The organism is Streptomonospora sediminis (genome assembly GCF_054778995.1).
On the sequence record NZ_BAAGYZ010000082.1, the window covers coordinates 13,252 to 24,196 of the forward strand.

General features: G+C 72.4%; 13 protein-coding genes. 7 read left to right on the plus strand and 6 right to left on the minus strand.

Features of this window, described 5'->3' with window-relative positions:
- The first annotated feature begins 84 nt into the window (after window positions 1-84).
- A complete protein-coding gene (locus ACYVD5_RS16760) occupies window positions 85-1,272 on the plus strand; it encodes a MalY/PatB family protein (protein ID WP_461001990.1) in 1,188 nt (395 codons plus the stop codon).
- 62 nt (window positions 1,273-1,334) lie between these two features.
- Here the strand turns inward: ACYVD5_RS16760 and ACYVD5_RS16765 are convergent, their stop codons facing one another.
- The 3 genes from ACYVD5_RS16765 to ACYVD5_RS16775 form a co-directional block, all read right to left on the minus strand.
- The gene (locus tag ACYVD5_RS16765) at window positions 1,335-1,964 is read right to left on the minus strand and encodes an MBL fold metallo-hydrolase (RefSeq protein WP_461001991.1); all 630 of its coding nucleotides are present in this window, start codon (window positions 1,962-1,964) and stop codon (window positions 1,335-1,337) included.
- Complete coding sequence (locus ACYVD5_RS16770; RefSeq protein WP_461001992.1) at window positions 1,961-3,046, minus strand: S-(hydroxymethyl)mycothiol dehydrogenase; 1,086 nt, start codon at window positions 3,044-3,046, stop codon at window positions 1,961-1,963. The genes ACYVD5_RS16765 and ACYVD5_RS16770 overlap by 4 nt, the downstream gene beginning before the upstream one ends.
- 161 nt (window positions 3,047-3,207) lie before the next feature.
- Window positions 3,208-4,086 carry a LysR family transcriptional regulator gene (locus tag ACYVD5_RS16775; protein ID WP_461001993.1) on the minus strand — a complete coding sequence of 293 codons (879 nt, stop codon included), beginning with the start codon at window positions 4,084-4,086 and terminating at the stop codon, window positions 3,208-3,210.
- Between the two features lie 254 nt (window positions 4,087-4,340).
- On the opposite strand from ACYVD5_RS16775, the gene ACYVD5_RS16780 reads away from it, so the two are divergent.
- The 3 genes from ACYVD5_RS16780 (at window position 4,341) to ACYVD5_RS16790 (ending at window position 6,979) form a co-directional block, all read left to right on the plus strand.
- Complete coding sequence (locus ACYVD5_RS16780; protein ID WP_461001994.1) at window positions 4,341-4,649, plus strand: hypothetical protein; 309 nt, start codon at window positions 4,341-4,343, stop codon at window positions 4,647-4,649.
- A 121-nt stretch (window positions 4,650-4,770) separates the two neighbouring features.
- Window positions 4,771-5,307, plus strand: a complete 537-nt coding sequence (locus tag ACYVD5_RS16785) for an NUDIX hydrolase family protein (RefSeq protein WP_461001995.1) — start codon at window positions 4,771-4,773, stop codon at window positions 5,305-5,307.
- A gap of 292 nt (window positions 5,308-5,599) precedes the next feature.
- Window positions 5,600-6,979, plus strand: a complete 1,380-nt coding sequence (locus ACYVD5_RS16790; RefSeq protein ID WP_461001996.1) for an MFS transporter — start codon at window positions 5,600-5,602, stop codon at window positions 6,977-6,979.
- A gap of 39 nt (window positions 6,980-7,018) precedes the next feature.
- Here the strand turns inward: ACYVD5_RS16790 and ACYVD5_RS16795 are convergent, their stop codons facing one another.
- Window positions 7,019-7,309, minus strand: coding sequence for a MerR family transcriptional regulator (locus ACYVD5_RS16795; RefSeq protein WP_461001997.1), 291 nt, complete (start codon window positions 7,307-7,309; stop codon window positions 7,019-7,021).
- Between the two features lie 177 nt (window positions 7,310-7,486).
- Between ACYVD5_RS16795 and ACYVD5_RS16800 the strand changes: the two genes are divergently transcribed.
- Together ACYVD5_RS16800 and ACYVD5_RS16805 are read left to right on the plus strand one after the other, a co-directional pair.
- A complete protein-coding gene (locus ACYVD5_RS16800) occupies window positions 7,487-7,909 on the plus strand; it encodes an Hsp20/alpha crystallin family protein (RefSeq protein ID WP_461001998.1) in 423 nt (140 codons plus the stop codon).
- A 188-nt stretch (window positions 7,910-8,097) separates the two neighbouring features.
- Window positions 8,098-8,427, plus strand: a complete 330-nt coding sequence (locus ACYVD5_RS16805) for a hypothetical protein (RefSeq protein ID WP_461001999.1) — start codon at window positions 8,098-8,100, stop codon at window positions 8,425-8,427.
- Between the two features lie 121 nt (window positions 8,428-8,548).
- Here the strand turns inward: ACYVD5_RS16805 and dhaL are convergent, their stop codons facing one another.
- Window positions 8,549-9,175: a dihydroxyacetone kinase subunit DhaL gene (gene dhaL, locus ACYVD5_RS16810; protein WP_461002000.1), complete on the minus strand. Its 627-nt coding sequence runs from the start codon at window positions 9,173-9,175 to the stop codon at window positions 8,549-8,551.
- Window positions 9,176-9,257: 82 nt separating this feature from the next.
- Window positions 9,258-10,256 carry a dihydroxyacetone kinase subunit DhaK gene (dhaK, locus tag ACYVD5_RS16815; RefSeq protein WP_461002117.1) on the minus strand — a complete coding sequence of 333 codons (999 nt, stop codon included), beginning with the start codon at window positions 10,254-10,256 and terminating at the stop codon, window positions 9,258-9,260.
- Window positions 10,257-10,330: 74 nt separating this feature from the next.
- Here dhaK and dhaM point away from each other — a divergent pair, with 74 nt between their 5' ends.
- Window positions 10,331-10,741: a dihydroxyacetone kinase phosphoryl donor subunit DhaM gene (gene dhaM / locus ACYVD5_RS16820; RefSeq protein WP_461002001.1), complete on the plus strand. Its 411-nt coding sequence runs from the start codon at window positions 10,331-10,333 to the stop codon at window positions 10,739-10,741.
- Window positions 10,742-10,945: the final 204 nt, after the last annotated feature.

A 10,945-nucleotide genomic window follows, 5' to 3' on the forward strand; every position in this document is an offset into this window, starting at 1 on the left:
CGCCCCGCCGGCCCCCGGCACCGCTACCGGGGGCCGCCGCGGCGCGGTGCCGCCGCGGGCGCCCACGCTCGGAAAGGACGGCCAGTGAGCCAGGCGAGTGCGTTCGACGCGGTGACCATCGACAGCCTCCGCTCCCGCGGCGGCGTCAAGTGGACCCTGCACGGCGATGACACCCTGGGGGCGTTCATCGCCGAGATGGACTTCGGCACCGCACCGCCGATCACCGAGGCACTGCACACCGCCGTGGACTCCATGGGCTTCGGCTACCTGCCGCCCCGCGCCGCAGCGGCCATGTCCCGCGCCTGCGCGCAGTGGCAGTACGACCGCTACGGATGGCACGTCGAGGCCGCCGCCGTCCACGCGATCGCCGACGTGGTCAAGGGCTTCGAGACCGCCATCACGCACTTTTCGCGCCCGCACAGCCCGGTGATCCTGCCCACCCCGGCCTACATGCCGTTTCTGGCCGTGCCCCGCAGCCTCGGCCGCGACATCATCGAGGTCCCCATGGCCTCCGACGGCCACCGCCACGTGCTCGACCTCGACGGCATCGACGCCGCATTCCGCGCCGGCGGGCACCTGCTGACCCTGTGCAACCCCTACAACCCGCTGGGCCGGGTCTTCACCGCCGACGAACTCACCGCGCTAAGCGAGGTCGTCGAACGCCATGGCGGCCGCGTGTTCGCCGACGAGATCCACGCGCCGCTGACCTACCCAGGACACCGCCACGTGCCCTACGCGTCGCTGTCGCCGGAGACCGCCCGGCAGGCCGTGACCGCCACCTCGGCGTCCAAGGCCTGGAACGTGCCCGGCCTCAAGTGCGCCCAACTGATCGTCACCAACCCCGGCGACGCCGAGACCATGGCCCGGATCGGCCCGGTGCTGTCCAACGGCGCCGGCACGTTCGGGGTCGCCGCCGCGACCGCCGCCTACACCCGGGGCGGCCCGTGGCTGGAGGACGTGCTGGCCTACCTCGACGGCAACCGGCGCGCGCTGGCCGGCCTGCTCGCCGAGCACCTGCCGGAGGCGGGCTACATCCCGCCCGAAGGCACGTATCTGGCCTGGCTGGACCTGCGCCCCCTGGGACTGGGCGACCACCCGGGGCGCGTGCTGCACGAACGGGCCGGGATCGTGCTGGTCGACGGCCCCGCCTGCGGCGAGCCCGGGCGCGGATTCGCCCGCCTCAACTTCGCCACCCCGCGGCCCATCCTGGAGCGGCTGGTCACCGGGATCGCCGCGGCAGTGGGCGCCGGGGCCGCGGGCCCGCGGCCCTGAACCGCCCGGCCGCGCAGCGGGCCGCGGAGCGCCCCCCGCAGCCCGCCGCGTGCACCACCGGATCAGTGGCCGCGGTCGATCCACTCCTGCACGTGCGGAGCCTCGGCGCCGACGGTCGTCGTCGGCCCGTGCCCGGTGTGCACGACGGTCGCGGGATCGAGGGCCAGCAACCGGTCGCGGATCGAGGCGACGATGGTGCCGAAGTCGGAGAACGACCGGCCCGTCGCCCCCGGCCCGCCCTGGAACAAGGTGTCGCCGCTGAACAGCGCCGACAGTTCGGGCACGTGCAGCGACACGCTGCCCGGCGAGTGGCCGGGCGTGTGCAACACGTGCACACCGACCCCGGCAACGGTGAGCACGTCGCCGTCGGCGAGCTCCGCGTCGGGTTCGCGGTCGGGGTGGGTCAGCGCCCACAGCTCACGGTCGTCGGGGTGCAGCAGCACCGGTGCGCCCGCCTGCTCGGCCAGCTCCGGCGCCACCCGGACGTGGTCGTCGTGGGCGTGGGTGCACACGATCGCGGCCAGCCTCCGGCCGCCCACCGCCGCCGCGATGGCCTTCGCGTCGTGCGGGGCGTCGATGACGAGGACCTCGTCGTCATCGCCGAGGATCCAGACGTTGTTCTCGACCTCCCAGCTGCCCCCGTCGAGGGAGAAGGTCCCCGACGTGGTCAGGTGCTCCACCCGCGCGCTCACAGGACCACCACCGAGCGGAGCACGTCGCCGTCGTGCATCTTGGCGAAGGCGCCCTCGATGCCCTCCAGTGGGATGGTCTCGGTAACGAACGAGTCCAAATCAAACCTGCCCTGCAGATAGAGGTCGACCAGTATCGGGAAGTCGCGGCTGGGGAGGCAGTCACCGTACCAGGACGACTTCAGCGCGCCACCGCGCCCGAAGACGTCGAGCATCGGCAGTTCCAGGGTCATCTCCGGGGTGGGCACGCCCACCAGCACCAGCGTGCCCGCCAGGTCGCGGGCGTAGAACGCCTGCTTGTAGGTTTCGGGGCGGCCCACGGCCTCGATGACGACATCGGCGCCGAACCCGCCGGTCAGCTCGCGCACCGCCTCGATGGGGTCCTTCTCGTGCGCATCGACGGTGTGCGTGGCCCCCAGGCCGGTGGCCTTGTCGAGCTTGCGCCGGTCGATGTCGACCGCGATGATGCGGCTCGCCCCGGCCAGGCGGGCGCCGGCGATCGCCGCCCCGCCGACCCCGCCGCACCCGATCACGGCGACGCTGTCGCCGCGCCCGACGGCGCCGGTGTTGATGGCCGAGCCGATACCGGCCATCACCCCGCAGCCCAGCAGCCCGGCAGCGGCGGGCGCCGCTTTCGGGTCGACCTTGGTGCACTGGCCGGCGGCCACCAGGGTCTTGTCGGCGAACGCGCCGATGCCCAGCGCGGGGGAGAGGGGAGTGCCGTCGGCCAGGGTCATCGGCTGGGCGGCGTTGTGGGTGTCGAAGCAGTACCACGGCCGGCCGCGTTTGCAGGCGCGGCACTGCCCGCACACCGCCCGCCAGTTCAGCACCACGAAGTCGCCGGGTTCCACATCGGTGACGCCGGCGCCCACGGTCTCGACGACGCCCGCGGCCTCATGCCCGAGCAGGAACGGGAACTCGTCGCTGATACCGCCCAGCTTGTAGTGCAGGTCGGTGTGGCACACACCGCACGCCTGCACCCGGACCACGGCCTCGCCTGGACCGGGGTCGGGGATTATGACCGTCGTCATCTCGACGGGTGCGTCCTTGGTCCGCGCGACGACTCCGCGCACTTCCTGCGTCATGAAGCGATGCCCTCTTTCGTTGCCGCCCTATCGCGTGGGAGCGGCTGCCCCGCCACTTGCAGCGCGGGGCAGCGGGGCGCCGGCCGCGTGTTGGACGCCCCTCCCTGGGGCCATGGTGGCCAGTCGCCCGCACCGCGTCCAACACCCGTTGCGGATCGGATTCAGCATTCTTGGTGCTGAATCATGGCGAGTAGCGCGTGGGCGGCTGCGCTGGGGCGGCGCGTGCACGATTCCGCCACCCCTACCTGCCAGGTCGCGGTGGCGGTTAGCGGCACGGCGCACAGGGCCCGGGCCTGCGGTTTGGCGGTGACAGGGCGCGGCACCACCGCCACACCCAGCCCGCGCGCAACCAGGTCCAACAAGGTGAACACGTCGCTGACCTGCATCGACACCGTGCGTTGCACTCCGGCGGCGCTGAACACGGCATCGGCGGTCCGGCGGGCGCCCCAGTCGGGGTGCAGATCGACGAACACCTCGCCGGACAGGCGGCGGGGTTCCAGCTCGCCGGAGTCGGCGAGCGGGTGGCCGGGCCGGCACAGCAGCATCAGCGGTTCCTCCGCCAGCGGGCGCACGGCCACGCCCTGGGGCGGCGCAACACCGGCGACGAAGGCGAGGTCGAGATCCCCGGTGCGCACGGCCTCCAGTAGCCGCGCCGACCCCGCCTGCATCAGGTGCACCTCGACGCCGGGGTGGCGGGTGCGGAAGTCGGCGAGCAGCGCGACCGGTTCGACCGCGGCCATGCACTGCTCGGTGCCCACCCGCAGTGTGCCGGACAGCAGACCGCGCACCGCAGTCACCGCCTCGCGGGCGGCCGCGGCGGCGGCCAGGGTGCGCTGGGCCTCGGTCAGCAGGGCACGGCCGGCCTCGGTGAGCCGGACCCTGCGCGTGGTGCGCACGAACAGCTCCGCCCCGAGTTCGCGCTCCAACGCCCGAACCGACGCGGACAGCCCCGACTGCGCGATCCCGAGCACCTCGGCCGCCCGCGTGAAGTGCTGGGCGTCGGCGACGGCGCAGAAATGCTCAAGATGCCGGAGCTCCATGGTGGGCAAGCATAGAGCCCGCACCGGTGGAAAGCCGTGCCGGGCTCAACGAGGCCGTTGGGCCGCTTGGGGCAAGTGGGTGTACCCCATGGATTATTCCAGCTTCGCGAGTCAGAGTCCGGACACATCGGATTGCGAACTCCACAGTACGGATCGGGCGATCCGGACTGCTTTTTTGGTGGCGACCAAGCAGCCTTTGAATTCAACATGAAATTCGATAACCCCGACAATGGCGGCCCCGGGCTGGAGGTGTTATGGACGGAGAAGACCGCTCATGCGAGTACAGGCGCCCACCGGTCGCCTTGCTCGGATGTTTTGCCGGCATGCTCGCCTTCCCGGCGGGGTGCTTCTTTTCGTGCTGGGTGATCAAATATATTAAAATCGGATGCGCCGGCCCGTTTCCCGAGCCGGCGGCGTCCAGGTATATATCTGAAAACAGCGTCTACTTTGCCACGGTTCCGCTTGGTGGACTGCTGCTCTCTGTTCTTGCCGTCCTTTGTTATTCGTTCATTGTGTGGAAGTACGGATCCGGGGCGTTGAAACACCCCGATGAGCCCGATTGATCGTGGCCCGGTGCCGGACAGGGCCGCAGCGCTACCGGACCGCCGGGGCCGCAGTGCCATCGGCCGGTGTGAGACGGGACGCACTCCGGTGCCGCAGGGGCCCATGGGGTAGAAACGCAGCATGACGGAAACCACGGACACCTCGCCCGGCTGGCTCTCCCGCACCGAGATCGAGGAGGCGCGCGGGCGCCTGCCCATCGTCTACGTCAACGCCGTGCCGGTGAGCGTCGACGACTCCGGCACGGTGACCAGCGTGGGTCTGCTGCTGGGTGTGGCCCCCGACGGCACCATCAGCCGCTCGCTGGTCTCGGGCCGGGTGCTCTACCACGAGCGGATCCGCGACGCCCTGCTGCGCCACCTGGAGAAGGACCTGGGGCCGGTCGCGCTACCGCGGGTTCCGGCGTCGCCCCAGCCCTTCACGGTCGCCGAGTACCTGCCCACCCCGGGCGTCACCCCCTTCCACGACCCCCGCCAGCACGCGGTTTCGCTGGCCTACATCGTCACGGTCACCGGCGACTGCCGTCCCCGCCAGGACGCGCTGGACCTGGTGTGGGTCTCCCCGGAGGAGGCGGTGGGCGAAAGCGTCCAGCAGGAGATGAGCGGCGGACAGGACGTCCTGCTGCGCCAGGCCATCGCGCACGCCGGGCTGGCGCCCTGAGCCCTCTCCCAGCGCACGTTCCGTGGTGTTCCACCGGCGCGTTCGGCCGCTGCTGCCCCGCGGTTGCCCTGCGGTGCGGGCCCGACTGCGGGGACCGGCCGAAAGGGCGGATGGGCGGTGGGATACCGTATTCCATTGTCACTGCACGTAAGCGGCGCTAACCGCACGGCCCGGTGCGCGGCGGCCCCCCTTGCCCGCCGAGACGGCCGCCGCCCCTAGAGACATCCGATCGCCCCACGCCCGCGCCGCCCCCCAGCGCCCTCCGTTGCCGCGGCCGCACCGACGAAGGCAGGTGTCCTCGCTGTCCTCCCGCCCCCAGACCGGATCCCCGGCCGGCACCAACCCCGCAACCGGAGACGGCGGCAGCGCCAGGACGGCCCGCCCCGCTGTCGCGGTCGCGCTGTGCGGCGCGGTCCTGGCCCTGAGCGGCCCCGGTCAGACCGCCGGCATGTCGGTGCTGATCGACCACTTCATCGCCGACTTGGACGTGAGCCGCTCCGCCGTCTCCACCGCGTATCTGATCGGCACCCTGTGCGGCGCCCTGGCCCTGCCCTGGATCGGGCGCGCCGTCGACCGGTTCGGCGTGCGGCCCGTCCTCGCGGCCGTGGCACTCGTATTCGGCTCGTTCCTCACGCTGCTCTCGCTGGTCGAAGGCATCGTCGGGCTGACGATCGCCTTTGTGGGCGCCCGCGCGATGGGCCAGGGCGGAATGACGCTGGTGGCCACCACCGCCGTCGCCATCGCCGTGACCCGCAAGCGCGGCACCGCCATCGGCATCACCACCGCGGTTGGCACAGCGGGGATCTCGCTGGTCCCTGTGGCGGCGGAGATCCTCATCGCCGAGTTCGGTTGGCGCGCGGCCGTGTTCGGCGAGGCGGTGGCCGTCTGGGCCATCGCGCTGCCGATCGCGGTCTGGGGGCTGCGCGGTGTGCGCGGCGGTAGGCGCACGGCGCCGCCGCAGCAGGCGGTGGCTGGAGCGGACGGCGGCGATCCCGGCGACGCGGAAACGGACAGTCTCGAAACCGGCAGCGCCGAAGCCGACAGCGCGGAGGCAGACGGCGCCGGCAACCCCGCCTGGCCGCTGCGGTCAATCGTGCGGACGTCGATGTTCTGGGTCATCACCGCGGCGGTCGCGTGCAGCGGCCTGGTGACCACGGCGGTGTTCTTCCACCAGATCGACATCCTCGGCGAACAGGGCTTGACGCCCGCCCAGGCGGCGGCGAACTTCTTACCCCAGACCGCGGCCGGCCTGCTGGCCGCCTTCGTCTTCAGTTCGGCGACCGACCGCTTCCCACCGAAACTGCTGATCATGCTGTGCATGGCCATGCAGGTGGCCGGGCTGTGCATGCTCCCGTTCGTGGGGCCCGGCGCCTCCGCCATCGCCTACGGGATGATCCTGGGCGCGGCGGCCTCGGGTGCGCGGTCGGTTGAAGCGGCGGCGTTCCCCTTCTACTACGGAACGGCGAGCCTGGGCACGCTGCGCGGACTCACCCAGGCCGTGGCGGTGTCGTCGACGGCCGTGGCACCGCTGCTGCTCTCGCTGGGCCGCGACCTGACCGGTTCCTACATGCCGGCGGTGGTCGCACTGGCCGCGCTGCCCGCCCTGATCACCCTCGCCGCCCCCTTTGCCCGCCGTCCCCGCCGCAGCACGGCTCCCGCCAACCCGGCATAACCAACACGCCCGCGCCCGCCCGGCCCCGGCCCCGGCCGCTTACGTGCCCCCGTCGTCGCCGGCACCGCGCAAGCGGGTGTTCTCCTCCTGCAGGTCGAGGATGCGGGCGATGCCGGTGAGGTTGACCCCCTCGCCGGCCAGGACGGCGATGCGGCGCAGCCGGGCGACGTCGTTGTCGCTGTACAGGCGCCTGCCGCCGCCGGTGCGCGCCGGGGTGAGCAGGCCGCGCTGTTCGTAGAGCCGGATGGACTGGGGCGCGACCCCGGAGAGTTCAGCGGCCACCGAGATGGTGTAGAGCGCCCGGTCGGGAGCGGGGCGGCTGTCGTTCATCGGCGGGGGTCCTTCGCTTGCGGGGCGGCGCACCGGAGGGCTTCCGGGAGCACATGTTTCCTCCCCCCTCGGATGACTTCTTTTCTGCCGTGTGCATGTTTAATATCCTTACGGACAAGGTAGAAAACCTGCGTCTGGCCGTATCAGGTTACTGCGTAACACTGGAGGTGACCATTGATGCTGGTGCGTACAGACCCCTTTGGCGACTTCGACCGCATCACGCGGATGCTCGGCGACACCGCCCGCACCACCGCGATGCCGATGGACGCCTACCGGGACGAGAACACGTTCGTGGTCCACTTCGACCTGCCCGGCGTACGTCCCGACTCCATCGACCTTGAGGTCGAACGCAACTACCTCACCGTCCGGGCCGAGCGTGCCGCCACCGCCGAGGACGGCCGCGAGGTCGTCGCGGCCGAGCGCCCGACCGGGACGTTCACCCGGCAGCTCTTCCTCGGCGAGGCCCTGGACTCCGACAACATCTCCGCCAACTACGCGGACGGAGTCCTGACCCTGCGCGTCCCAGTGGCCGAACAGGCCAAGCCCCGCAAGATCATGGTCAGCGGAGGCGACTCCGAGGCGCGCCGGATCAGCACCTGACAACCGCGCCGGCCACCGAAGCCGCACCCCGGCGGGGCCGGCCACCGGCCCCGCCCTCCGGCCGTTGCGGCCGGTCCATTCGTTCCGCCGAACCCTGCTGAACCCTGCCGAAGCCCGTTCAAGGCTTGCCCACGCCCGGCTGCGCGGCCCGGCCGCGCAGCGCGCCGAGAGGAGACCCGGGAAAACCCATGCCGACCACGGTGAACAACAGCCTGCGCAAGACCCGAGCCGCCGTTGAGCACACGCTCCGCGCCTCCAAAGGCGGCGCACGCCACCTGCGCATGCTCGACCTGCTGCACGCGCTGAAGGCCTATGAGGGCGCCCTCGGCGGCGACCCCGCCGCGATCCCCGCACGGCAGGAAGCCCTGCGCGCGGCCACCGCCGCCGCACTTGCCGATGCCCCCGGCCGCCCGATCCGGATCCCGGCCGCTGCAACCGTGCGGGAACTCGACGAGGCACTGGCCGCCGCGCTGTGGGCCGGACTCGTCCACGAGCCCGGGCGCACGCCGGCGCGCTGACACCCGGCCGCGCCGGATCGCCGGGGGATTGCGGGACCACCGGAGGCCGGCTTGCCGGATCGGCGGCGCGCCGGCGGCCGCTGTACCTGCCGCACCCGCCGGACTGAGCCGCCCGGCCGGCTCAGTCCGTTGCCGCCGCCTCGGCCAGTGCCCGGAAGACCAGCGCGGTCGAGACCGCACCCGGGTCGAGATGGCCGATGCTGCGCTCGCCCAGGTAGGACGCGCGGCCCTTGCGGGCCTGCATCGGCTCGGTGGCGCGCATACCCTCCTCGGCGGCGTCCGCCGCCGCCCGCGCCGCCTCGGCCAGGCTGCCGCCGGAGTCCGCGGCTCGGGTGAACGCGTCGACGGCGGGCGCGAACGCGTCGACCATCGTCTTGTCGCCGGCCTGAGCGCCGCCCAGGCGCTGCACCTCCGCCAGCGCGGCACCGAGCGCGCCGCCGAGCCCGGCCGCGTCGGTGCGCTCGGCGGTGAGCGCCTTGCCCGCGGCGCGGAAGGCGGAACCGTAGAGCGGGCCGGAGGCGCCGCCGACCCGCGAGACCAGCGTGGTCCCGGCCTTGGTCAGCACCGCGCCGACCGTCTCGGCCTGGAGCGTGTCCACCGTGGTGACGGCCGCCGCGAACCCGCGCTGCATGTTCTCGCCGTGGTCGCCGTCGCCGACGGCGGCGTCCAACTCGCCCAGCCTCTCCCGCTCCTGCCGGATGGCCGTGTCAATGGCCCGTACCCAGGCACGGGCGAGTTCGATGTCCAATCGGTGGCTCCCAACGGTCGTGTCGCGGGTCGTACTCCACCCAGCATGCCCGACCGCCGCGGACGGCGAACGGCGCCCCGGCTCAGACGCCCCACCGCAGCCCCGGCGTGTTCACCGGTGCGTCCCACAGTTCGAGGAACCCCTGCTCGACCTGGCAGACGGTGATCGAGCACCCGGCCATGTCCAGGCTGGTGACGTAGTCGCCGACGAGGCTGCGGGCGATGGTGATACCGCGCTCCTCCAGCAGCGCGGCGACTTCGCCGTAGACCAGGTACAGCTCGCTCAGCGGGGTGCTGCCGAGGCCGTTGACGCACACGATCGCCTCGTCGCCGCTTTCCAGCGGGCGGTCGTCCAGCACCGCGTCGACCATGCCGGAGACGATCTCGGTCGCCGAGCGCAGCTTCTCGCGGCGCCGGCCCGGCTCGCCGTGGATGCCGACGCCCGCCTCGATCTCGTCGTCGGGCAGCTCGAAGCCGGGCCGGCCGGCCGAGGGGGTGGTGCCGGCGGTCAGCGCGACCGCGAACGAACGGGAAGCGGCGTTGACCCGGCGGCCCACCTCGGCGACGGCCTCCAGCGAGTCGCCGCGCGCCGCCGCCGCGCCGGCGATCTTCTCGACGAACAGGGTGGCGCCGGTGCCGCGCCGCCCGGCGGTGAAAGTGGAGTCCTCAACGGCCACATCGTCGTTGACCAGCACGGTTTCGACCCGCAGGCCCTCTTCGCCCGCAAGCTCGGCGGCCAGGTTGAAGTTCATCACGTCGCCGGTGTAGTTCTTCACGACCAGCACGGTGCCCTCGCCGCTGTCGACCGCGCGCACGGCCGCGGTGACCTGGTCGGGTACGGGCGAGGTGAAGATCTCGCCGGGGCAGGCGGCATCGAGCATTCCCGCGCCGACGAACCCGGTGTGCAGCGGCTCGTGGCCGGACCCCCCGCCGGAGACCAGGCCGACCTTCCCGGGAACGGGTCCGCTGGAGCGGGTGGCCACCCGGGACTCCAGATCCACCGACAACTCGGGATGAGCGGCTGCGAAACCGGCCAGCGAGTCGGTGAGGTAGGTGTCGGCGGTGTTGATGAACTTCTTCATACTCGTCGCTCCCGCGGTGGCGTCGGCCGTGGCGTGCGCCACAGCGCCTTCCTCGGTGAGTAGCCTAAGTGCCCATGGACACAACCGATGACTCCGCTGTCGGAATCGTGCTCGTGTCGCACAGCGAGCAACTCGCCGAAGGCCTCCGCGCCCTGATCGGCCAACTCGGCTCGGCGGGCGGGCGCGTCTTCTGCGCCGGCGGCACCGACGAAGGCGGGATCGGCACCTCCTACGACAAGGTGAGCGCGGCCATATCCGCGGCCGACTCCGGGGCGGGCGTGGTGGTGCTGCCCGACATCGGCAGCGCGGTGCTCACAGCGCGGCTGGTGCTGGAGGACGGCCCGCGCGAGGACGCCCTCGTCGTCGACGCCCCGTTCGTCGAGGGCGCGGTGGCCGCCGCCGTCACCGCAGCCACCGGCGGCACACTGGCCGCGGTCACCGAGGCCGCCCGAGAGGCGAGCGGCCAGGCCAAGTTCCCGGCCTGAAGCAACCGTGCTGGGGCACTGGCGGGGCTGCGGTGCGGAGCGCCTCGGTTGAGGGTGGTGGCGGGCGGTGTTGGGGGGGCTGCGGCGCGGAGCGCCTCGGTTGAGGGTGGTGGCGGGTGACGTCTGGGGGTTCTGCGGCGCGGAGCGTCTCGGTTGAGGGTGGTGGCGGGTGACGTCTGGGGGTTCTGCGGCGCGGAGCGCCTC

Coding starts and splice junctions, on each gene's coding strand:
- ACYVD5_RS16770 (WP_461001992.1), bottom strand. CDS start 3,046: ATGACGCAGGAAGTGCGCGGAGTCGTCGCGCGGACCAAGGACGCACCC.
- ACYVD5_RS16775 (WP_461001993.1), bottom strand. CDS start 4,086: ATGGAGCTCCGGCATCTTGAGCATTTCTGCGCCGTCGCCGACGCCCAG.
- ACYVD5_RS16780 (WP_461001994.1), top strand. CDS start 4,341: ATGGACGGAGAAGACCGCTCATGCGAGTACAGGCGCCCACCGGTCGCC.
- ACYVD5_RS16785 (WP_461001995.1), top strand. CDS start 4,771: ATGACGGAAACCACGGACACCTCGCCCGGCTGGCTCTCCCGCACCGAG.
- ACYVD5_RS16795 (WP_461001997.1), bottom strand. CDS start 7,309: ATGAACGACAGCCGCCCCGCTCCCGACCGGGCGCTCTACACCATCTCG.
- ACYVD5_RS16800 (WP_461001998.1), top strand. CDS start 7,487: ATGCTGGTGCGTACAGACCCCTTTGGCGACTTCGACCGCATCACGCGG.
- ACYVD5_RS16805 (WP_461001999.1), top strand. CDS start 8,098: ATGCCGACCACGGTGAACAACAGCCTGCGCAAGACCCGAGCCGCCGTT.
- dhaK (WP_461002117.1), bottom strand. CDS start 10,256: ATGAAGAAGTTCATCAACACCGCCGACACCTACCTCACCGACTCGCTG.
- dhaM (WP_461002001.1), top strand. CDS start 10,331: ATGGACACAACCGATGACTCCGCTGTCGGAATCGTGCTCGTGTCGCAC.